The organism is Pseudomonas sp. B424 (assembly GCF_055408345.1).
In genome coordinates this window covers 45,197-68,063 of the sequence record NZ_JBUZTL010000006.1, presented here as the reverse complement: position 1 = coordinate 68,063, position 22,867 = coordinate 45,197, and the positions used below count along the sequence as shown (strand labels likewise).

At 59.7% G+C, this 22,867-nt stretch carries 17 protein-coding genes; 8 read left to right on the top strand and 9 right to left on the bottom strand.

All coding sequences use genetic code 11. From position 1 onward, the window contains the following. Positions 1–17: 17 nt before the first annotated feature. From iolB to ACZRMS_RS09570, 3 genes are all read right to left on the bottom strand, one after another. Positions 18–824 carry a 5-deoxy-glucuronate isomerase gene (iolB, locus tag ACZRMS_RS09580; protein WP_463995131.1) on the bottom strand — a complete coding sequence of 269 codons (807 nt, stop codon included), beginning with the start codon at positions 822–824 and terminating at the stop codon, positions 18–20. Next, positions 821–1,714, bottom strand: a complete 894-nt coding sequence (gene iolE, locus ACZRMS_RS09575; RefSeq protein WP_463995130.1) for a myo-inosose-2 dehydratase — start codon at positions 1,712–1,714, stop codon at positions 821–823. Before iolE ends, iolB begins: the two co-directional genes overlap by 4 nt. Positions 1,715–1,851: 137 nt before the next feature. After that, a complete protein-coding gene (locus tag ACZRMS_RS09570) occupies positions 1,852–3,789 on the bottom strand; it encodes a bifunctional 5-dehydro-2-deoxygluconokinase/5-dehydro-2-deoxyphosphogluconate aldolase (RefSeq protein ID WP_463995129.1) in 1,938 nt (645 codons plus the stop codon). Positions 3,790–4,078: 289 nt separating this feature from the next. On the opposite strand from ACZRMS_RS09570, the gene ACZRMS_RS09565 reads away from it, so the two are divergent. From ACZRMS_RS09565 to ACZRMS_RS09550, 4 genes are all read left to right on the top strand, one after another. Beyond that, a complete protein-coding gene (locus ACZRMS_RS09565; protein ID WP_463945401.1) occupies positions 4,079–4,990 on the top strand; it encodes a MurR/RpiR family transcriptional regulator in 912 nt (303 codons plus the stop codon). 421 nt (positions 4,991–5,411) lie between these two features. Continuing rightward, positions 5,412–5,666, top strand: a complete 255-nt coding sequence (locus tag ACZRMS_RS09560) for a hypothetical protein (protein ID WP_463995128.1) — start codon at positions 5,412–5,414, stop codon at positions 5,664–5,666. A gap of 204 nt (positions 5,667–5,870) precedes the next feature. After that, on the top strand, positions 5,871–6,587 hold the full coding sequence (locus ACZRMS_RS09555) for an HPP family protein (protein ID WP_463995127.1): 717 nt from the start codon (positions 5,871–5,873) through the stop codon (positions 6,585–6,587). A gap of 143 nt (positions 6,588–6,730) precedes the next feature. Beyond that, positions 6,731–7,807, top strand: coding sequence for a GGDEF domain-containing protein (locus ACZRMS_RS09550; RefSeq protein ID WP_463995126.1), 1,077 nt, complete (start codon positions 6,731–6,733; stop codon positions 7,805–7,807). 138 nt (positions 7,808–7,945) lie between these two features. Here ACZRMS_RS09550 and ACZRMS_RS09545 read toward each other — a convergent pair whose 3' ends face one another. The 5 genes from ACZRMS_RS09545 to tpx all read right to left on the bottom strand — a co-directional run bounded on the left by ACZRMS_RS09545 (position 7,946) and on the right by tpx (position 17,757). Next, positions 7,946–9,442 (bottom strand): efflux transporter outer membrane subunit, encoded by a 1,497-nt coding sequence (locus tag ACZRMS_RS09545; RefSeq protein WP_463995125.1) that lies wholly within the window; start codon positions 9,440–9,442, stop codon positions 7,946–7,948. Further along, entirely contained in the window at positions 9,439–12,546 is a 3,108-nt protein-coding gene (locus ACZRMS_RS09540) for an efflux RND transporter permease subunit (protein WP_463995124.1), read from the bottom strand. Before ACZRMS_RS09540 ends, ACZRMS_RS09545 begins: the two co-directional genes overlap by 4 nt. Then, complete coding sequence (locus ACZRMS_RS09535) at positions 12,543–15,644, bottom strand: MdtB/MuxB family multidrug efflux RND transporter permease subunit (protein ID WP_463995123.1); 3,102 nt, start codon at positions 15,642–15,644, stop codon at positions 12,543–12,545. The genes ACZRMS_RS09540 and ACZRMS_RS09535 overlap by 4 nt, the downstream gene beginning before the upstream one ends. After that, positions 15,641–16,948: an MdtA/MuxA family multidrug efflux RND transporter periplasmic adaptor subunit gene (locus ACZRMS_RS09530; protein WP_463995122.1), complete on the bottom strand. Its 1,308-nt coding sequence runs from the start codon at positions 16,946–16,948 to the stop codon at positions 15,641–15,643. The genes ACZRMS_RS09535 and ACZRMS_RS09530 overlap by 4 nt, the downstream gene beginning before the upstream one ends. 308 nt (positions 16,949–17,256) lie before the next feature. Then, positions 17,257–17,757 (bottom strand): thiol peroxidase, encoded by a 501-nt coding sequence (gene tpx / locus ACZRMS_RS09525; RefSeq protein WP_048358354.1) that lies wholly within the window; start codon positions 17,755–17,757, stop codon positions 17,257–17,259. 271 nt (positions 17,758–18,028) lie between these two features. Between tpx and ACZRMS_RS09520 the strand changes: the two genes are divergently transcribed. After that, positions 18,029–18,820: a hypothetical protein gene (locus ACZRMS_RS09520; RefSeq protein ID WP_463995121.1), complete on the top strand. Its 792-nt coding sequence runs from the start codon at positions 18,029–18,031 to the stop codon at positions 18,818–18,820. A gap of 239 nt (positions 18,821–19,059) precedes the next feature. Here the strand turns inward: ACZRMS_RS09520 and ACZRMS_RS09515 are convergent, their stop codons facing one another. Then, the gene (locus ACZRMS_RS09515) at positions 19,060–19,728 is read right to left on the bottom strand and encodes a DUF3313 domain-containing protein (RefSeq protein ID WP_463995120.1); all 669 of its coding nucleotides are present in this window, start codon (positions 19,726–19,728) and stop codon (positions 19,060–19,062) included. Between the two features lie 338 nt (positions 19,729–20,066). Between ACZRMS_RS09515 and ccoN the strand changes: the two genes are divergently transcribed. The 3 genes from ccoN to tal all read left to right on the top strand — a co-directional run bounded on the left by ccoN (position 20,067) and on the right by tal (position 22,848). Continuing rightward, the gene (gene ccoN / locus ACZRMS_RS09510) at positions 20,067–21,494 is read left to right on the top strand and encodes a cytochrome-c oxidase, cbb3-type subunit I (RefSeq protein ID WP_463995119.1); all 1,428 of its coding nucleotides are present in this window, start codon (positions 20,067–20,069) and stop codon (positions 21,492–21,494) included. Positions 21,495–21,550: 56 nt separating this feature from the next. Beyond that, positions 21,551–21,769 carry a hypothetical protein gene (locus ACZRMS_RS09505; RefSeq protein ID WP_463995118.1) on the top strand — a complete coding sequence of 73 codons (219 nt, stop codon included), beginning with the start codon at positions 21,551–21,553 and terminating at the stop codon, positions 21,767–21,769. Positions 21,770–21,924: 155 nt separating this feature from the next. Further along, entirely contained in the window at positions 21,925–22,848 is a 924-nt protein-coding gene (gene tal, locus ACZRMS_RS09500) for a transaldolase (RefSeq protein WP_048358359.1), read from the top strand. The last annotated feature ends 19 nt before the right edge of the window (positions 22,849–22,867 follow it).

Genomic DNA, 22,867 nt, shown 5'->3' with positions numbered 1-22,867 from the left:
TTGTTCTCCGAAAAAGGTTAAAGATCCATCAGCCAGCTGTGCTGAGGGTCGTTGTGAAATTGCCAGACGCGTTTGGGCCCCGCCATGACGTTCAGGTAGTAAGACTCATAGCCATACGGCACGCTGACCGGGTGATACCCCTTGGGCACCACCACCAGGTCGCTGTTTTCCACGGCCATGGCCTGGTCGAGGCTGCGGTCATCGGTGTAGACCCGCTGAAACACAAAGCCCTGGGGCGGGTTGATCTGGTGGTAATAGGTCTCTTCGAGAAAGCTCTGGTGCGGCAGGTCGTCGGTGTCGTGCTTGTGCGGCGGGTAGCTGGAGGAGTGACCGGACGGCGTGCGGACTTCGACCACCAGCAGCGAATGCGCAGGCTGGGTATCAGGCAGGATGTCGCACACATAGCGGGTGTTGGCGCCTTTGCCACGCACGCTGCGCTTCATCGTCTCGGGCCTGATCAAACGCGGGGGCAGCTCGGCGCTGTCTGAGCCGGGTGCAGCGCACACGGCGATTTGCACATCGCTCAAGGCCAGTACCTGGGCCTGACTGCCCGGGGGCAGGTAGACCGCGAACGGTGATTTGTCTTCGAAGACGCTGGTACGTTCGCCGATGTTTTCCCAGCTGAATAAACCGCTGGCCGCTTCACCACTGACCGTGACCCGGCCACTGAGCAGCACCAGACACAGTTCATGCCCGTCACTGCTCACCGGCAACAGTTCGCCCGGAGCCAGGCGATAAGCACCAAAACCCACATAGTCCAATGCCCCTTGCGGCAACTCGACCATGGTTTGCCCCGCGGCCTTGCTTTTGATTAGCAGATTCATTGGGCAACCCTCGCATCCAGCAACCCGCGCAGGGTCTGATAACCCTTTTGCGCATAGGCAAAACTCGGGGCTACGGCCGGGTCCTGTTCGGCTTCGACCACCAGCCAGCCGTGGTAATCGGCCGCCAGCAGCACGTCGAGCAAAGCGGCGAAATCGATATCGCCATCCCCCGGCACGGTGAAGGTGCCGTTGATGATGCAGTCCGGGAAACTCCACAGGTTATTGCGCGCCAGTTGCACCACGGCTTTGCGCACATCCTTGAAGTGCACGTGGCAGATGCGGTCGATGTGTTTGCGCAGCACCTCGATCGGCTCGCCACCGCCCATGTAGCAGTGGCCCGCGTCGAACAGCAGGCCCACATCGGGGCTGGTCAGGCGCATCAGGGTGTCGATGTCGGATGGCGATTCGACGTAGGCGCCCATGTGGTGGTGATAGGCCAGACGCACGCCTTGGGACAAGGTAAACGCCGCCAATTCGTTGAGTTTGTCGGCGTAGGTTTGCCAGGCCTGTTCGGTGTGAAAACGCGGGCGCTCCACCAGCGGGATGCGCTGGCCCTGAATCGAGTCGGCCACTTCGCCGTACACCAGCACCCTGGCGCCGTTTTCTGCCAGCAAATGCACGTGACTGGCTATGGCGTCGATTTCTTCAGCCGCCGAGCGCCGTGCCAGTCGGCTGGAATACCAGCCTGAAACCAGCGCCAGATCGTAGGGCCGCAGTACATCCCCGACGCCCTTGGCGTCCTTGGGAAATTTGCCGTTGAGCTCGAAACCTTCGTAACCGATTTGCTTGCCTTCAGTGAGTGCAGTGCTCAACGGCGTTTCGCCGCCCAATGACGGCAAGTCATCGTTGCTCCAGGAAATCGGGTTGATGCCAATACGGATTGCGGGCATGGCTGCACCTATTATTGTTTTCTAAATTAAACCTTTGATGACTTGTGGGAGCGAGCCTGCTCGCGATGCAGCCAACGCGGGGTGTCTGACACACCGCAGCGCCCCATCGCGAGCAGGCTCGCTCCCGCACAAGGGACTTACCTGCGGGCCACTTGCCAGGATTCGATCAACTGCACAAAGGTCCCTTGCACACGCTCGATCAGCGTCTGGTCGTCTATCTCGCCAGCCAGCCAGGCGCGGCTCGGCTCCTGGAAGATCGTGCGGCCCACGGCAAAGCCGCGACAGGTGGTGCTCTGGCGTGCCTGCCTGAAGCCTTCGGCCAGCACCGTGGCGGGCGCATTCAGACCCAACAGCACCACGCCCCGGCAATACGGGTCGCGCTCGTTGATCAGCGCGTCGAGTTGCTCCCACACCTGTGCGGTCTGCGCTTCGATTTTCCACCAGGCCGGGAAAATGCCCAGGTTGTACAACCGCTTGATGGCGCGGTACAGCACGTCCGGGTGGGTCGAGGGATGGTCTTTGGGCGGGATGATTTCCAGCAGCAGTTCATGCCCGCTGATCAGTGATGCGTCATACAGCCCCTTGATCTGTGCTTCCTGCTCAAGGCGCAGCAGCGGCTCGTCATCGGGGTGGAATTGCACCAGGCATTTGATGATGTGTTCTTGTGGCCAGGCAATCAGGTTGCTGCCGATCGAGCGGCCATGCTCAAAGGCCAATGGCCGTGAGCCTTGCACCTCTACCGGGCGGGCAATCCACCAGCCGCGACCGGTGGCGGCGTTCAGTGAGTCCTGCCCGAAACGCTGGTCGGCCAGCAACCCGATATCGGCGTCGATGCCCTGGCGGCGCAAGTCGGTTTCGACCCGTTCCACCGCACGGATAAACAGCTGCTTGAGGGCGCAGATGCTGTCGTGATCGCGCCCGTACTGCTGGGCAACTTCAACCAGTTGCCAGCGGTGATCGAAGGCGAACACAAACAGCTGCTTCCACTGCTTGCGCGGCACACTGACCTGATGCAAACGCTGCAACGCTACATCCTGATCAGGACGGGTAATCGGCACCGGGCTGTTGAACAGGTAATCGAGTTCGGCGCGGGTCGGCATGGCCGGGGCGCAGGCATGGCGCGACACCACCAGCCCGCCGCAGGCATTGGCCAACTGGCAGCAACGCTCATCGCTCGCGTCCTCCAGCCAGCCGCTGAGAAAGCCGGACATAAAGGCATCACCCGCGCCCAGCACGTTGAGCACCTCCACCTGCACCCCCGGGTAAATGGCGCCGTCTTCCAGCCGTGCCGGGATTTCGCCGTGGATCACGGTGCACCCCTGGGGCCCCAGCTTGACCACCAGCGTGGCGGCGGTCAGGCCGCGTACAGCGCGCAATGCAGCCAGCAAGTCAGTGCCGCCGCCGGCAATCAGAAACTCTTCTTCGGTACCCACGATCAGGTCAAAGCGCGGCAAAATCGACTGCACGTGGGCAGTGACCTTGTGGTCTTCGACAAAGCGGGTCTCGCCATCGGCCTTGCCCGCCAGCCCCCACAGGACCGGGCGGTAGTCGATATCCAGCACCCGCCGTACGTTGTGCTGCCGGGCATAGTCCAGCGCCTGAATGCTGGCCTGGTACACACCTTCGGTGGAAAAGTGGGTACCGGTAATCAGCAGCGCCTTGCTTGAGGCGATAAAGGCCGGGTTGATGTCCTCTGCCCGCAGCGCCATGTCGGCACAGTTTTCGCGGTAGAACACCAGCGGGAAGGTTTCCCGGTCCTTGAGGCCCAGCAGCACCAGGGCGGTCAGGCGCTGCGCATCGATGGTGATGGCGCTGACGTCACAGCCTTCACGGGCCAGGGATTCGGTCAGGAAGCGGCCCATGTGGTCATCGCCCACCCGGCTCAGCATGGCTGAGCGCAAGCCCAGGCGCGCAGTACCGAAGGCGATATTGGCCGATGAGCCGCCAAGGTATTTGGCAAAACTGCTGACGTCCTCCAGGCGCGCCCCTACTTGCTGCGAGTAGAGGTCGACGCCCAGGCGTCCAAGGCAGATCAAATCCAAATCACGCCCTGTGGCAAAACGAGTCTGTCCCATGCTGGCTCCTGTTATTTTTATCAGCCTGCACTCATCGCACCTACTGCCTGAGCGCTCTTTGTGGAATGAAGACTAAAACGTCCGCACACAATAAACAATATTTATTCCATAAATATTTAATGTAGAATTTTTGTTCCATATCCGTCGGCGGGCTGCGTTTTTCGCCCCTGTATCGATTCAGCGATCGGGCCATTGAACGGCTGGTCAGGATTTTATTAGCGCCTACGCTGTAGACTGCGCACGCCAATCCGCTACCTGCCCTACAAGAGCCATCTATAAGGACTCATCTATGCCATCCACTGATCAGCCGGCCCACACGCCAGAGAGCGAACAGGTCAGCCCACCGATCAATGCCGAACGCCTTCTGCAGCTGATAACCGAGGAATACGAGAGCCTGCCGCGTCAGCTCAAACGTATTGCCAGTTACATGAGCCAGCAGAGCGACCGGATCATGGTCGACCGGATCAGTGATATCGCCCGTGAGTGCGAGGTGCATCCTTCGGCCATCGTGCGTTTCTCGCAACGTTTTGGTTTCAGTGGTTTCAGTGAAATGCAGGCGCTGTTTCGCGAGGCTTATACCCACAAGGCAACGCCGGTTCAGAACTATCAGCAGCGCATTCGCAGCATGATCGCCAACAAGTCGCAAAAGGCCAGTGGCGGCGACCTGGCGCGTGAATGCATCAATGCCACGCTGTCAGGCATCGAGCGCCTGGGGCTGGAGCTCGACGATCAGGCGTTCGACAAGGCGGTGGACCTGGTGGTCAACGCCGACAACATTTATGTGGTCGGGGTGCGGCGCTCTTTCGCCGTCGCCGATTACCTGGTGTACAACCTGCAGCACACCAACAAGCGTATTCACCTGGTGTCCGGGCTGGGCGGCAGTTATCGCGAGCAGATGCGCAGCGTGCGTGCCAATGACCTGGTAATCGCCATCAGCTTTACCCCCTATGGCAAGGAAACCCAGCATTGCTTGCGCATCGCGCAGTTGCATCAGGCCAAAACCCTGATCATCACCGACAGCAACCTGTCGCCCCTGGCCAAGCGGGCCAACAGCGTGTTGCTGGTCAATGAGGGCAGTTCGTTCGCGTTTCGCTCATTGAGCGCCACGCTGTGCCTGTGCCAGGCGCTGTTTATCGCCGTGGCGTATCGGCTGGAACTCAAAGTGGATGAAATTCACGAGCAAGTAGGGTTTGACGACTAGGGTCTGTTGACGTTTGGTTGTGGCTCGCAACCAGGCGTCCACAAACCCTGGCCGCCCAAAGTATTTCAGCGCTTATCCGCTGATGTAAATTCCAGTAAGACGTTACATCAGCACTCATGCGCTTATGCCCTTATAGCGGCATGATTTATCCCTACCGCGACGCCCACCATTTACGCTGAACACTCCTACGAACTTCTCCGTAAATCTTATCTATAGCTGCGCATTTCCTGACAACACCTCGTTGTTTTGGCACTTTACAATCACCGGCGCAGATCCTATATCCCTTGCCGAGTAAATGGCCGATATGTCACCTCTTGTATCGAAATGCTCGGCATGACGACAGCGTCGCCATGCATCCATCCCATTGCTTTCAAGGATCTGAACACCCTCCCCATACCCTTCATTTATGGAGCACGACGTCATGAGTTATGCCTTGTTGGCCAAGTGTGGACCCTCCCCGGAGCAACGTCCCTGTGCCCATCCCCCGGCCCGTGCAGAGGTGATCTGCATGCCGGAGCTCAACACGTTGATGAAATTGCGTGATGCCTTGCTCGTGCTGAAGGGGCCGCTGGCCAACAGCCCAGGCGTGCGCGACCTTTTGGAGCAGCGGCTGTTGAGCAATGAGGTACATGAGCGTGTATTGGGCAAGCTGGCCAGACCGGTTTCGTCCCCGTAAAACCACTGCCTTACGGGCCAGGCGTCATCTTCCATCAAAATTATTGCAGTTAAACAGCATTATTATGCATTTGCGGACTGCTTCATGACGGGGCACACTGCGCCCGTTCCTCCCCCAAATGAAGGGACATTTTCAAGGGCTTGCCGGGAAACCCGCAGGCCCTTTTTTTATCGGCTACGCCTACAAAACCGGATTGTCCTTACCATGCAAACCCGCTGGATCAGCCGCCTATTGCCTGCGGCTACGAACACCCGCCCTGCCGAATGGAGCCGTGCCGCCATTGGTGTATCCCTTGGCACCCTGTTCAGTGTCTGGGTGTGCAGCCTGATATTCGGCCTGCCCGTGGCCATGCACTTGATCGGCCCGTTGGGGGCTTCGGCCATTTTGTTGTTTGCCGTGTCGTCAGGGGCCCTGGCGCAACCCTGGTCGATTGTCGGCGGCTACCTGTGCGCAACGCTGGTCTCGCTGGGGGTGGTGCACTTTTTCGGGCGCACCCTCGACACCGCGTGCCTGGCCGTCGGCCTGGCCCTGGTTTGCATGTGCCTGTTGCGCTGCCTGCATCCGCCTGCCGGTGCGCTGGCGTTGCTGGTGGTGCTCGCCGATCCGGACAGCGCCCGTCTGGGCTGGGGCCTGCTGGCACCGGTGATGCTCAGCGCGGTGTGCATGCTGCTCGCGGCACTGGCCTATAACAATCTGACCCGGGTGCGTTACCCGAAAAAAGCAGCCGGGCCGAACCCGGCACTCGTCACCCCACCCGTCCCCGGTGATCCCGGCATTACCGCCGAAGACTTGCAAAAGGCCCTGGAGCAGATGGACGCGTTCATAGACGTAACCCCCGAAGACCTTGAAGCCTTGATTCGGTCCAGCGAACACTATGCGCGCCGGCGCAGTGTCGGCGAAGTGTTCACCCACAGTGGCTGAGCCAGACACGTGCGGCGGGCTCGATCCGCATCGATAAGCCGCCAACTCCTGCTAGGGTTAGTCATGTGTAACCCGGGCAGGGAAGGTGTTTAAAGGTCTTTGCGCGCCCGGGTCCCGTCATCCGACCGTGACCCAGGCTCGCAATGCTCAAGACCATTGAAAAAGAGATTTCGAAACAAGCCGCGCCACCTGCCTTGCAAGCCGAATTTGCCCAATATGATTTCGAAAAACTGCGCAACTTTTGCCGGCTGACCTACATTTCGAGCATTGCCATCTGGCTGCTGTTCAACCTTATTGTCAGCATCAAGGGCGGTCAGGGCTTGACCGTCCTGTCCTTGCTGTTTATCAGCACCATGGTGGTGCTGACCATCATTCTTGGCTTTATTCATAACTACCGGCACTTCGACGTACTCAACCTGATGTTCGTCGTGGTCATCACGCTCGGCTTGCGCCTGATCATCTTCGGCTTGCCCGCAGATACACAGCCCATCTGGCTGGCACTAGCAAGCTCCAGCATCCTCTACAGCGCATCGATTTTGCCCCTCAGCCGCTGGGCCTTCCTGAGTGTTGCGGCTATCGACTGCGTGGTGCTCAACCCTTTCCTGATGACCCAGGCGTCGATCATGGATCTGCGCGGCCTCTTGATCCTGTGCTACTTCGCCTTTCTGTGCAGCCTGACGATTTACAGCTTTTTCAAATTGCGCCGGGTCAAACTGCACAACTTCACCATGTCCAAGTTGCTGGTGGCCCAGGCTTACATCGACGCGCTGACCGAGATCCCCAACCGGCGCTCATTCATGAGCCTGGCCGGCGACGTGTTGCGCACAAGGCCCAGGGAGTACGACCACTACCTGGCGATGATCGACATCGACAACTTCAAGAAAGTGAACGACCTGTACGGCCACGACATAGGCGATGAAGTACTCAAACGCACTGCCGCCAACATCAAGGCGGTGATGACGGGCTATGAATACGCGCGGTTGGGGGGCGAGGAATTTGCGGTGTATTTGTCGGGTGTGCGCCGCTCGGACGTCGGGGCCCTGATGGACACCCTGTGCCGCCGGGTGCGCGAAGATCCGGACGAACACCCGGTGACCATCAGCATCGGGCTGACCCGTGTCGAAGAGGAAGACAGCCTCAACCAGGCCCTGGCCAAGGCCGACAAGGCGCTGTACCGGTCCAAGCGCAGTGGCAAGGACCGGTTCAGTTTTTATCAGTAGAGACCTGTGGGAGCGAGCCTGCTCGCGATTCTGGCCCCGCGGTGGATCCGAACAATCGCAGTGATGCCATCGCGAGCAGGCTCGCTCCCACAAAGGCGCTGCAACCATCAGGATGGGTGAGCACCCGCGGGGCAGGATTTATTGTTCCCGGGCACTCAGGTCGGTGTTGCCATCCCAACCACCGCCCAGCGCTGCGATCAGTTGCACGCTGGCGATCAGGCGGCTTTGCAGCAGGGTCAGCACACTGCGCTCGGTGCTCAGGGCCGTGGTTTGCACCGACACCACATCCAGATAAGCAATCAAGCCCGCCTTGTACTGGTTGGTGGTCAAGCGCAGCGACTCGCGGGCCGATTCCAGCGCCTGCTCTTGCACCACCGATTCATCGCCCAGCACTTTCAACTGCACCATGTAGTTTTCCACTTCACGCAAACCATCAAGCACGGTCTGCCGGTACTTGGCCACGGTCTGGTCATACAGCGCCTCGTTACGATCAACCTCCGCCGAGCGCTGGCCACCATCGAACAACGGCAAGGAAATTTTCGGCCCCACCGACCAGAAACGGTTCGGCACACTGATCCAGTCCTGATACTGGCTGCTGCTGTAGCCGCCGGAGAGGCTCAAGCTGAAGTCGGGGTAGTACGCCGCCTTGGCCACGCCAATGTTGGCGTTGGCGGCCATGATCGAGCGCTCCGCCGAGGCGATGTCCGGGCGCCGCTCCAGCAGTTGCGACGGCAAGCGGGCAGGGATTTGCGGCAGCGCCGGCACGTTTGTGGTTTCCGCCAGGCCGAACCCGGCAGGTGCTTGCCCGGTGAGAACTGCAATTGCGTTTTCAAATTGCGCGCGCTGCCAGATGAGGTCGATCAGGCTGGCCTGGGTATTGCGCAACTGAGTTTGCGCCTGAGCCACTGCGTCCTTGCCGGAAATGCCCGCACGGTACTGGTTTTCGCTCATTTTCAGTGAGCGCTGATAGGCCTCGACCGTGGCCTCCAGCAAGCGTTTTTGCTCATCAATCACCCGCAGTTGCAGGTAGTTCTGCACCAGTTCCGATTGTTGGCTCAACCGCATCGCCGCCAAATCGGCAAAGCTGGCCTCGGCACTGGCTTCGTTGGCTTCCAGGCCGCGACGCAACTTGCCCCATACATCGGCTTCCCAACTCACACCGACCTGGGCGTTCAAGGTGTCTCGAATCCCGCTGCTGGAGCTGGTCAAACTTGAGTTGGAGCTGCCAGTGCCCTGGCTGGAGCGGGTTTTACCCACGCTCAAGTCGGCGCTCGGCAAGAAAGCCCCGCGCGCACTGCGCACCAGGGCTTGCGCCTGGCGAAACTGCGCTTCGGACTGGGCCACGCTCTGGTTGGCACTGTTGAGTTGCTCCACCAGCCCGTTGAGCTGCGGGTCGCCATACAGCTCCCACCACGCGCCACGCTCCAGTGCATCGCTTGGGTTGGCCTGGGTCCAGCCTGCGGCTTCTTTATATTGGGCGGGCGACGCTGCCTCCGGGCGCTGGTAGTCGGGGCCAATCGCGCACGCGCTGAGCAACAGGCCTGATAACGCCAGGCCCAGCAAGCGCGAGCCGCGGGCAAGCGCCCAGCGTTGGGACGACAAGGCCGGGGCAAAATCAAGCAAACGAGAGGTCATAGCGGAGTTTCCAGAGCAGCATCAGTGCGCACGCCGCGCCATTTGTTGAAGCGATGGCGCATGCGGTCGAGATAGAGGTAAACCACCGGGGTGGTGTAAAGGGTCAGGATCTGGCTCAGGAGCAGCCCGCCAATAATGGTCAGGCCCAGGGGCTGGCGCATTTCCGCGCCTTCGGCGGTACTGAGCATCAACGGCAAGGCGCCGAGCATGGCGGCCAGGGTAGTCATCAGGATCGGCCGCAAGCGTTGCAGGCACGCGCTGCGGATCGACTCTTGCGGGCCAAGGCCCGAATGCCGTTCCAGTTGCAGCGCGAGGTCGATCATCAGAATCGCGTTTTTCTTCACCACGCCAATCAGCAGGAACAGCCCCAACAGCGAAATCAGGCTGAACTCGCCCCCCGTCAGGTAGATGCTGAGCAAGGCACCCACCCCCGCCGAGGGCAAGGTGGAGAGAATGGTCAGCGGGTGGATGTAGCTCTCATAGAGAATCCCCAGCACCAGATACACCGCCACCAACGCCCCCAAAATCATGAACGGCTGACTCTTTTGAGTGGCGGCAAAGGCATCTCCGGTACCGGCCATTTTCACAATCACCTCTTCGGGCAAGCCGAGTTTGGCGATGGCGTGCTCAATGGCCGTGGTGCCCTGCTCCACCGTTACTCCGGGGGCCATGTCAAACGAAATGGTCTCCGATGCAAACTGGCCTTCGTGCTCCACCCGGTCGTTCTGCAAACTGTTTTCGTAGTGGGCGATGGCCGACAACGGAATCCGCTGGCCATCGGCCGTGATGACCTGCACCTGATTCAGGGTTTCGGGGTCCTGGGCGTATTTGGGGTTGACCTCCATCACCACTTGATACTGGTTCAGGCTGTCGTAGATGGTGGAAATCTGCCGCTGGCTGTACGCGTTGTTCAGCACGGCAGTGACCATGTCCATGTCCACGCCCAGGCGCTTGGCCTGATCGCGGTCAACCACCAGTGTCACTTGCTGCGCGCCACGGCCTTCGCGGGCGTCGATGGCTGTCAACTCGGGCAGGGCTTTAAGCGCAGCCACCACTTTCGGGTACCAGGTGCGCAGTTCGCCGAGGTCGCCGCTTTGCAGGATGTAGGAGTATTGCGAACTGGTCTGCTCGCGTCCGCCGCCAAACTGCAAGTCCTGGTCGGCCATCAGCATCAGGCGGCCACCGGGCACCTTGGGCATGTTTTCGCGCAGGCGCTCAATGACCTTTTGCGAAGACACCTTGCGCTCCGATACCGGCTTGAGGCGCACGATCATAAAGGCGTTGTTGGTGCCGCCGTTGCCGCCGATAAAGCCGGCAACGCTCTCGACCGCAGGATCGGCCAGCACCGCCTTGCGGAAAATCTCCATCTTGGGCTGCATTACGCTGAACGACAGGCCGTCATCACCGCGCACAAAACCGATCAGTTGCCCGGTGTCCTGTTGCGGCATAAAGGTTTTGGGCACCACCACGTACAGCGCCACGTTGACGCCAATGGTCACCAGCAGGCTGAACAGCGTCAGGCGCTGGTGGCGCAATACCCAGTCCAGGCTGCGGGCATAACCGCTGACCATGCGTTCGTTAAGACGCATGCTCCAGCGTTGCATGGCGTTTTCGGTGCCCGGCACATGGGGTTTGAGCCAGCGCGCGCAGAGCATCGGGGTCAGGGTCAGCGACACCACCAGCGACACCACAATCGAGGCCGCCAGGGTGATGGAAAACTCGCGGAACAGGCTTTCGACGATCCCGCCCATAAACAGGATCGAGAGGAACACCGCCACCAGCGAGACGTTCATCGACAGCAGGGTAAAGCCGACTTCCTTGGCGCCCAGCAGCGCCGCTTTCATCGGGGCGATACCGTCATCGATATGCCGCGAGATGTTCTCCAGCACCACGATGGCATCGTCCACCACCAGACCGGTGGCCAGGATCAGGGCCATCAGCGACAGGTTGTTCAGCGAGAACCCGTACAGGTACATGATGGCGAAAGTGCCAACCAGGGAAACCGGAACTGCCAGGGTCGGGATCAACGAAGCACGCCAGTTCCCCAGGAACAGGAACACCACCAGAATCACCAGCGCCACGGCAATCAGCAGGGTCATCTCGGCTTCGTGCAGCGTGGCCTTGATCACCGGCGAACGGTCCATCGCCAGGTTCAGTTGCACGCTGGCCGGCAGTACCGCCTGCAAGACCGGCAACTGGGCCTTGATCGCGTTCACGGTTTCAATGATGTTGGCCCCGGCCTGGCGGTTGACCACCAGCAACACGGCCGCATCGTTGTTGAAAAAACCACTGTTGTAGCGGTCTTCAACGCTGTCCTTTACCTTGGCCACATGGCTCAGGCGCAGGGCCGCGCCATCCTGGTAACGGATGATCAGCGGTTCGTAATCCTTGGCTTTTTCCAGCTGGTCGTTGGCCTGGATCTGCCAGTTGCGATCGCCGTCGGACACCGCCCCCTTGGGGCGGCGCACGTTGGCATTGGCGATGGTGTTGCGCACGTCATCCAGGGACACGCCGTACTGGTTGAGCAGTTGCGGTTCCAGCTCGATACGCACCGCCGGCAGCGAACTGCCGCCGATTTGCACTTCACCCACCCCCGGCACCTGGGACAGGCTTTGGGACAGAATGGTCGAGGCCAGGTCGTAAAGCTCGCCCTTGGACAGGACATCGGAGGTCAGCGACAGCACCATGATCGGCGCTTGTGACGGGTTGACCTTTTTGTAGGTCGGCATGCTTTTCATGCCGCTGGGCAACAGGTTGCGCGAAGCGTTGATCGCTGCCTGCACTTCCCGGGCCGCGCCATTGATGTCGCGGTCCTGATCGAACTGCAAAATCACCCGCGTCGAGCCCTGGCTCGAACGGCTGCTCATGGTGTTGACCCCGGCAATCGCGCCGAAGGAACGCTCCAGCGGCGTGGCAACGGTGGACGCCATGACCTCGGGGCTGGCCCCCGGCAAACTGGCCGAAACCACGATCACCGGAAAGTCCATTTGCGGCAAAGGCGACACCGGCAGCAAACCAAAGCTCACCCCGCCCAGCAACATGATTGCCAGGCTCAGGAGCATGGTCGCTACCGGGCGTTTGATGAAAGGGCCGGACAGGTTCATACCGGGGCCTGCTCAGCGCTGGCTGCGTCACCCCGCCAGCGGCGGCCCAGTCGATCGAAGTACAGATAGATCACCGGCGTGGTGAACAGGGTCAACACCTGGCTCACCAGCAAACCGCCGACCATCACCAGGCCCAACGGCTGGCGCAGTTCAGCGCCGGAACCGGTGGCCAGCATCAGCGGCACGGCACCAAACAGCGCGGCCAGGGTGGTCATCAAGATCGGACGGAAACGCAGCAGCGCCGCCTGATAAATGGCCTGCTCGGGCGCCATGCCCTGATTGCGTTCAGCATCGAGGGCGAAGTCGATCATCATGATCGCGTTCTTTTTCACGATACCGATCAGCAGGATGATGCCGATAATCGCGATCATCCCCAGGTCATTGCCACTGAGGATCAGCGCGAGCAAGGCACCGACCGCCGCCGAGGGCAGGGTCGAGAGAATGGTGATCGGGTGGATGTAGCTCTCGTAGAGCACACCAAGCACGATGTACATGGTGACCACCGCCGCCAGGATCAGCAGCAAGGTGCTCGACAGCGAAGCCTGGAACGCCTGGGCCGCGCCCTGGAATTCGGTCTTGACCCCCACCGGCATGCCGATGTCCTTTTGCACCTGATCAATCAGCTCCACCGCTTGCCCCAGGGCAACGCCGGGAGCCAGGTTGAACGACACCATCACCGAGGGGAACTGGCCGATATGGGAGATTGCCAGTTGCGCCTGACGCTCTTCGACCCGGGCCAGGCTCGACAAGCGCACCTGGCCGCCATCGGTGGTTTTGACGTGAATCTGGTCAAGGGCCTGGGGGCCGATTTTCTCGCCATCCCTGGCCTGCAAGACCACGCGGTACTGGCTGGCCTGGGTGTAGATGGTCGAGATCTGTCGCTGGCCGAACGCGTCGTACAGCGCGTCGGTGATATTGGCCACCGACACCCCAAGGCGCGAGGCAGCATCACGGTCAATCACCAGATACACCTGCAAGCCCTTGTCTTGCAGGTCGCTGGCCACGTCGGCCAGCTCAGGCTGGTTGGACAGCGCCGTGACCAGTTTCTGGCTCCAGGTGTTGAGCAGGTCGGCATCCGGCGATGACAGGCTGAACTGATACTGGGTACGGCTCACGCGGTCTTCGATGGTCAGGTCCTGCACCGGCTGCATGAACAGACGAATGCCCACCAGCTTGTCGAGTTGCGGTTGCAGGCGCGCAATCACCTCAGAGGCACTGTCGCTGCGCTCGGCGTGGGGTTTGAGGTTGATCAGCATGCGCCCGCTGTTGAGCGTCGGGTTATCACCGTCCACCCCGATATAAGACGACAGGCTTTCCACATCCGGGTCTTTCAGGATGATCTGGCCCAGCTCCTGCTGACGCTGGCTCATGGCGCTGAACGAAATCGACTGCGGCGCTTCGGAAATGCCCTGGATCACCCCGGTGTCCTGCACCGGAAAGAAGCCCTTGGGCACCGCGATGTACAGCACCACGGTCAGCGCCAACGTACCGATGGCCACCAGCAAGGTCAGCGGCTGGTGCTTGAGCACCCACTGCAACATGCGGCCGTACTCGGCGATCATCCAGTCAATGACCGCGCCGCTGGCCCGGTAAAAACGCCCCTGCTCTTCTTCCTTGGGCTCGGCCTTGAGCAAGCGGGCGCACATCATCGGCGTCAGGGTCAGCGAAACCACCAGCGAGATCAGGATCGCCACCGCCAGGGTGATCGCAAACTCGCGAAACAGGCGCCCTACCACGTCGGCCATAAACAGCAGCGGGATCAGTACCGCAATCAGCGACAGGGTCAGCGAGATCAGGGTAAAGCCGATTTGCCTGGCGCCCTTGAGTGCCGCCTGCATCGGGGTGTCACCCTTCTCGATATAGCGCGAGATGTTTTCCAGCATGACGATGGCGTCATCCACCACAAAGCCGGTGGCGATGGTCAGGGCCATCAGGGTCAGGTTGTTGATCGAGAACCCGGCCAGGTACATCACCCCAAAAGTGCCCACCAGTGACAACGGCACGGCAATCGACGGAATGAGGGTGGCGCTGGCCCGACGCAGAAACAGGAAGGTCACCATCACCACCAGCGCGATGGCGATCAGCAGTTCATGCTGCACATCGCGCACCGAGGCGCGGATGGTTTGCGTACGGTCAGTCAGTACCGTGACGTCGATACCTGCCGGCAGGTTGTCGGTGATGCTCGGCAGCAGCGCCTTGATCCGGTCCACCACCTCAATCACGTTGGCGCCGGGCTGGCGCTGGATATTGAGCAACACGGCCTGGTTTTCATTGGCCCACGCGGCGAGACGTTCGTTCTCGGCGCCGTCGACGATTTCGGCCACATCCTTGAGCCGCAGTGGCGCGCCGTTGTTGTAGGCCAGGATCAGCTCAGCGTATTCCTCGGGGGTTTTGAGCTGGTCGTTGGCGTCGAGCATCGACACCCGGGTCGGACCGTCAAAGTTGCCCTTGGGCTGGTTAACGTTGGACGCACCGATCAGCGTGCGCACGTCCGCCAGGTTCAGGCCATTGGCGGCAAGCGCTTCGGGGTTGACCTTGATCCGCACTGCCTGGCGTTGACCGCCGGCAATGCTGACCATGCCCACGCCGCTGATCTGGGCAATTTTTTGCGCCATGCGGGTGTCGACCAAATCATTGAGCTTGGGCAGCAGCATGGTTTTTGACGTAATGGCCAGGGTCAGCACCGGGGTATCGGCCGGGTTGACCTTGTTGTACACCGGCGGTGCCGGCAAATCCTTGGGCAGCAAGTTGCTGGCGGCGTTGATCGCGGCCTGCACCTGTTGCTCGGCGACATCCATGTTGATGTCGAGGTTAAAGCGCAGGGTGAGCACCGATGCGCCACCGGAACTGGTCGAGGCCATTTGTGTCAGCCCCGGCATTTGCCCGAACTGGCGCTCAAGCGGCGCCGTGACCGCACTGGTCATCACATCCGGGCTGGCACCGGGGTACAGCGTCATCACGCGGATAGTCGGGTAGTCGACCTGGGGCAAAGCCGAAACGGGCAGCAGGCGATAGGCGATGATCCCGGACAACACGATGGCCAGCATGCACAGCGTGGTTGCGACCGGGCGCAGGATAAACAGCCGCGACAGATTCATTCGTTCGCCTTGGCCTTGGCCTTCTCGGGGGCGGAGGCAGGCGTCGCATCATCGTCGACGCCTTGCAGTTGCTCAGCAGCGGTTTCAGGCATCTGGACGCTGTCGTTGACCACTTCCACCGCGCCACCGTCACGCAGACGGTCAGTGCCTTCGAGCACCACACGATCGCCCGGCGCCAGGCCGTCTTCGATCACGGTGATGTCGCCGTCGGTGGCACCCACCTTGACGCTGCGGATCTTGACCTTTTTGTCGCCGTCCAGCGCATACACAAACGAGCCGTTGGTGCCGTACTGAATGGCCGCTGTCGGCGCCAGCACGACGTCTTTGAGCGTGTCGGCCAGCATGTGCACATTGACGAACTGGTTGGGGAACAGTGCCTGATCACGGTTCTCGAACAGCGCCTTGAACTTCAGGGTGCCGGTGGTGATATCGATCTGGTTATCGATGCTGCTCAACACACCCACTGCCAGCTCTTTGGTGTCGCCACGGTTCCAGGCTTGCACCGGCAATTTGGCGCCGCTGCGATAACGCTCAAGCACCAGGGCCAGGTTGTTCTCGGGCAGGGTGAAACTGACCACGATCGGCTCGGTCTGGGTGATGACCACCAGAGCCGTGGTGTCATTGGCTGCCACCAGGTTGCCGACGTCCAGTTGACGCAAGCCCACACGGCCACTGATGGGCGCGCGGATCTTGGTGAATTCCAGGTTCAGCTTGGCGTCGTTGACCGCTGCCTGATTGGTCTTGACCGTGCCCTGGTACTGGCTGACCAAGGCTTCGGCGGTGTCCAGGGTTTGCTTGGCGATACTGTCTTCGGCATACAGGCCGCGATAACGTTGCACATCGACCTGGGCGTTTTTCAACTGGGCCTGGTTTTGCATCAAGGTGCCTTCGGCTTGCAGCAGCGCGTTCTGATAGCTGCGCGGGTCGATCTCAGCCAGCAACTCGCCCGCCTTGACCATCTGCCCTTCCTTGAAATAGACCTTGACCAGCTCCCCTCCCACCCGGCTGCGCACATTGATGGTGTTGAGTGCTGTCACAGTGCCCAGGGCCTTGAAATACACCGCAAAATCACCCCGCGTCACTTCTGACACCCGCACCGGCACCGCTTGCGTCGAGCCACCAAAGCCGGGACGCATCATCCCGGAGCGGCTGGTGTGCCCGGCGGGCTGCTCGGCCCCTGCCTGTTTCGAGGCCGACGGCCATAGCCACCAGCACAGGCCGAGAATAATCAGCAAGACCAGCAAGCCAATTGGCCAGAGACGGGATTTGTGGGAAACAGAGGATTGCATGGAGTGATCAACCATTAGGCGCGAGCGATTATTAACAGGAGGGGGAACGATAAGCAGTGTGGACGGTTATGAAAAGGTTCTTTACCGGCTATTTACGTTATAGGGGTGAGATGAGCGAAAGATGACCGCAATTAATCTTCACCCCCAGCTCGAATCCGGCTTTGTGGGCGAAACAAAACCTGCAGGAGCTGGCTTGCCTGCGATGCAGGCGGCGCGGTCTGTCAGGCAAACCGCTGCGTTGCAATCCCGAGTGGGGGTAACGCAGACAAAAAAAACGGCCTGGCACCTATCGGGGCCAGGCCGTTTCGATATTGCTGTACGACTTACTTCAAAACAGCCAGCGCTGCTTCATAGTTCGGCTCTTCAGCGATTTCTTTAACCAGCTCGCTGTGCAGCACGTTGTCGTTTTCGTCCAGTACCACGACCGCGCGGGCAGTCAGGCCAGCCAACGGGCCATCAGCGATTGCCACGCCGTAGTTTTCGATGAACTCACGGCCGCGCAGGGTCGACAGGTTCTGTACGTTTTCCAGGCCTTCTGCGCCGCAGAAGCGTGCCTGGGCAAACGGCAGGTCAGCCGAGATGCACAGTACAACGGTGTTGGCCAGTTCGTTGGCCTGGGCGTTGAACGTACGTACCGAGGTGGCGCACGTCGGGGTATCAACGCTTGGGAAGATGTTCAGCACTTTGCGCTTGCCGGCAAAGCTGGACAGGGTTACGTCGGACAAATTACCCGCAACCAGCGAAAACGCTGGCGCCTTGGAGCCTACTGCTGGCAGTTCGCCGTTGACTTGAACAGGATTGCCTTTAAGCGTCACTTGAGCCATGAACGATGTCCTTCTTAACAGTTTTTGAAGAGGCCGAAGTTAAACATGAATCACTCGCACGACCTACGGTCCGAGCACAAAATCACATGCGACCCATTACAAAAAGACTATTCCTACATCTCTTCCACTTTTAGATAGATTACTAACTACCCAAACCCTGTACTTTTTCTGTGCAGTCCTGCGCAAATAAGCCACAAATACCGCCCCCCAAACTGGCTAAGCCTCAAGGTGCAGCTAGCGTTCATGCCTACATTCCGAGATCTGGACAATCATGAACATCAGCCAAATTGCTCCGGGGCTCTTACTGACGCTCGCCCTTTGCCCCTTCACCGGTGCTCAGGCGGATAACGCCGAGACAGCCAACAAAAGTAACAACCCCCTCAGCTTGGCACCCGGCGTGAACCTGCAGGACTATTACACGCCACAGGTTTACGACAGCAACATCCACACCAACGACGCCCTGCTGCGCGGTGCATTGCCCATGGCGCCGAACGACTTTATCGGGGTGCCGCAACTGCTGCGCGCAACCCTGCCGATCAGCACCCGCCCTGATCCGCGCAGTGGCTACAGCACCGGGATTGGCGACCTCAACCTGTTCGATATTTTCCTGCTCAAGACCGAAGGCGTGCAGCTGGGCATCGGCCCGCAAATCACTGCGCCGACCGCCGAACATGACGAACTGGGCACCGGCAAGTGGCAAGCCGGGCTGGCGGCAATCGCCATCGACGCCTCACCCCGGGGCTTGCTCGGCGCGCTGGTGCAATACCAAAGCTCGTTCGCCGGTGACAGCGATCGCCAGCATGTCGAAAGCGCCACCTTTCAGCCGTTCATCATCCACAACTTGCCCAAGGGCTGGTACCTGCGCTCCACCGGCACCTGGACCTACGACCTGAAAAACAACACCCACTACATCCCCGTCGGCCTGGGTGTCGGCAAAGCCTGGAAGGCCGGGACCAACATCCTCAACGCCTTTGTTGAACCCCAGTGGACCGTGGAGCGCAAGGGCGACGACCTGCCGCAATTCACTCTGTTTGCCGGTATCAATGTCACCTTCGGAAAATAAGAAGTACCCATGAATCCGTTACTTCTGGCGGCGGGCAATGATCGACATGGGCCAAACCGGGCCCGACAAAGGCAAAGGCGACAAGTGGGGAATACCGTTACTGACGCCGCTTGGCGGGTAATCAAACAGCTTGTGCAGCCGCTGCCGAAGGCTGCGATAAGACCCGAAGGGCCTTCAAAATACCGGGGCTGCTGCGCAGCCCATCGCAACTTCGTATTTCGTCAGCGGCTACACGACGCTTACTTCTTCAGTTTCAGATACGACTGGTGCATGTCCGAGGCCCAGCTATCAATGACCTTTTTCACGTCATCGGCCTTCATCACCTGTTTGTCGTTATCCAGCGGCTTGCCGATGCCTTTGCGCACCACCTGGGCCACGACGTCCTGACTTTTGCCATCGATAAACACGGCTTCAGTGGCCAGCTGGGTTTCCTGATCGCGGATACCCGACGCCGTACTCACCGCCGCAGCCACCAGGGCAACCGGAATATATTCATACGGTGCCAGGCTCTCGGTCTCACTGCTGACTGCCGTGATGGCAGCCCGCACCACAATCACGCCCGGCCCCGGGGCGCTGGCCAGCGGCAATGATTTGCTCATTTCCCGCTTAAGGGCCTGGTCGTAGTAGTTGGTAATGCCGTTCAAGGTGCTTTGCGGGATTTTTTCCGTCGGCTTGGGCGCCGGGTAGAGCTGGGTTGGCTCGATATATACGCTGGTGTATTGGTTCAGGTTGAGTTTAGGGTCAATCCAGCGCATTACCTCGACGCCGGAGGGTGACTTGCCCTCTTTGAGACGGCTGTAATCTTTCAAAAACCCGGAGTATTCATTCGGTTGCTGAACCTTGCTCGCACAACCGACCATCCCGATAGAGGCGACGCACAACGTACCAATCATTAAGCCAAGCTTCATGCTGTAACTCCTGTAGGGGGTGCAACCGTAGGTACACGGAAGTATAGGTATAGCCAAACCGCAGGAAATCACCGCAGGTCGCGCTTTTATTCAGCGTTTATTGTGATCGGGCGCCCAATACAGAATGTAGAAAACCGCACAGCTCAGTTTTATATAAATTTTTAACGACACCGAAAAACCATATCAGATTCAACAATAGAGCCTTGAATCAGCGATTAAATCTGATCCGTATAATTTATGGTTTTCTGAATCTGTTTTGTTTCCCTCAAGCTTCCTAGAGTTCACCCTGCGCCAGACCACGAGGCCTGGCAGGACTTTGAACCGTGGAAGACTTGAGCATGAGCACAGCACTAAACGGGCAGGCCTATAACTATAAGGTCGTCCGCCAATTCGCCATCATGACCGTGGTATGGGGGGTTATCGGCATGGCCATGGGCGTGTGGATCGCCTCGCAACTGGCCTGGCCGCAAATGAACCTCGACCTGCCCTGGACCACTTTCGGCCGCCTGCGACCGCTGCACACCAGCCTGGTGATTTTCGGCTTTGCCGGCAGCGCGCAATTTGCCGCCAGCTACTACGCCGTGCAACGCACCTGCCAGGTCCGGCTGTACTCGGACAAGCTGGCAGCCTTTACCTTTTGGGGCTGGCAATCGGTGATTGTGATCATGCTGGTCACCCTGCCCCTGGGCTACACCACCACCAAGGAATACGCCGAAATCGAGTTCACCGGCGCCGTCTGGCTGACCGTGGTCTGGGTGGCTTATGCCATCGTGTTTTTCACCACCGTGGTGCGGCGCAAAACCAAACACATTTACGTCGGCAACTGGTTCTTCGGTGCCTTCATTCTGGTGATCGCCATGCTCCACGTGGTCAACCATCTGGCAATCCCCGTGGACTGGTTCAAGTCATATCCGGTGTACTCCGGAGCCACCGACGCCATGGTGCAGTGGTGGTACGGGCATAACGCCGTAGGTTTCTTCCTGACCACCGGCTTTCTCGGAATGATGTATTACTTCGTGCCGAAACAAGTCGGCAAGCCGATTTACTCCTATCGCTTGTCCATCGTGCACTTCTGGGCCCTGATCACGCTGTACATCTGGGCAGGCCCACACCACTTGCACTACACCGCTTTGCCGGACTGGGCGCAATCGCTGGGCATGGCGATGTCGATCATCCTGCTGGCACCCAGCTGGGGCGGCATGATCAACGGCATGATGACCCTCTCGGGCGCCTGGCATAAATTGCGCACCGACCCGATCCTGCGTTTTCTGGTGCTGTCGCTGGCGTTCTACGGCATGTCGACCTTTGAAGGCCCGATGATGGCGATCAAGACCGTCAACGCCCTCTCCCACTACACCGACTGGACCATCGGCCACGTCCACGCCGGCGCCCTGGGCTGGGTGGCGATGATTACCTTCGGCGCTCTGTACCACATGATCCCGAAAATCTTCGGCCGCGAGCAGATGCACAGCATTGCGCTGATCAACCTGCATTTCTGGCTGGCCACCATCGGCACCGTGCTCTACATCGCCTCCATGTGGGTCAACGGCATCACCCAGGGCCTGATGTGGCGCGCCATCAACGACGACGGCACCCTGACCTACTCGTTTGTCGAGTCGTTGCAGGCCAGCCACCCGGGTTTCGTCGTGCGTCTGGCAGGCGGTATTTTCTTCCTCAGCGGCATGCTGCTGATGGCCTGGAACGTGTGGCGCACGGTCCGTGTCGCCAACCTCAAGCAAGCCGAACTGACGGCACAGATTGCCTGACCCCCGCAAAGCGCAAGCCTTGGGCTTGCGCTTTATTCAGCAAGGAGCTGTGGCACATGTACGAAATAGCCCTGAACAGCATGGCGGTAATGAGCCTTTACTTCGCCATCGGCTGGTGCTTAAGGCATAAAACCGACGAAGACATCGACGACGCCAGCCTCATTCCCTTTGCCGATGATCCTGAGGTGGCGCGCCGGGTTGAGCATGCCACGGGCAAAAAGATCAACGCGGTACAGATAAGCGAACATCCGGCCTGGGACACACTGGAGCTTTGAATCAAAGGTATGGCGCTGCCCGAAGATTAAATCGCCTCAAGAGTTGCACAATGAACGTGTTCGGCGGCATTCTGCCATCCTAAGCAGAACCGAACTATTGATCGACGACGCAATCAATCTGTACTGCCATTAATACCTTTTCGACAGAGACGCTCATGACTTCCAAGCTGGAACAACTCAAGCAGTTCACCACCGTGGTCGCAGACACCGGCGACCTCGACGCGATTACCCGTCTCAAACCTGTGGATGCAACCACCAACCCTTCGCTGCTGCTCAAGGCCGCAGCGATGCCCGGTTATGCCGACCTGCTGCAAAACGCCATCAGCCACGCCAAAGGCGATGTGGGCCTGGCCTGCGATCATTTCGCGGTGTCTGTGGGTAGCGGTATCTTGAAGGTGATCCCGGGACGCATTTCGACTGAAGTCGACGCCCGTTTGTCATTCGACGAACCGGCCCTTCTGCAAAAAGCCAACCAGCTGATCGAGCTTTACGACAAGGCCGGCGTAGGCCGCGACCGCGTATTGATCAAGCTGGCTTCGACGTGGGAAGGCATCCGCGCCGCCGAGAAACTGGAAAAAGCCGGTATCCAGACCAACCTGACCCTGCTGTTCTCGTTTGCCCAGGCAGCTGCCTGTGCCGATGCCGGGGTGTTTCTGATCTCGCCGTTCGTGGGCCGGATCTACGACTGGTACAAGAAATCCACCGGCATCGACTACACCGGTTCCGATGATCCGGGCGTGCAGTCCGTAACCCGCATCTACAACTACTACAAAGCCAATGCCTACAACACCGTGGTAATGGGCGCCAGCTTCCGCAACCTCAACCAGATCGAGCAACTGGCCGGCTGCGACCGCCTGACCATCAGCCCCGATCTGCTGGAAAAACTGGCACTGGACGACGGCAAACTGGAGCGCAAACTGGCTCCGGGCAACGCTGGCGAACCACGCCTGGTGCTGGACGAGTCGCAATTCCGCTGGGCGTCCAACGAGGATGCAATGGCCACCGAGAAACTGGCTGAAGGCATTCGCCAGTTCGCCCGTGACCAGGAAAAACTGGAAGCACTGCTGTCGGGTAAATAACCACTCAACTGTGGGAGCG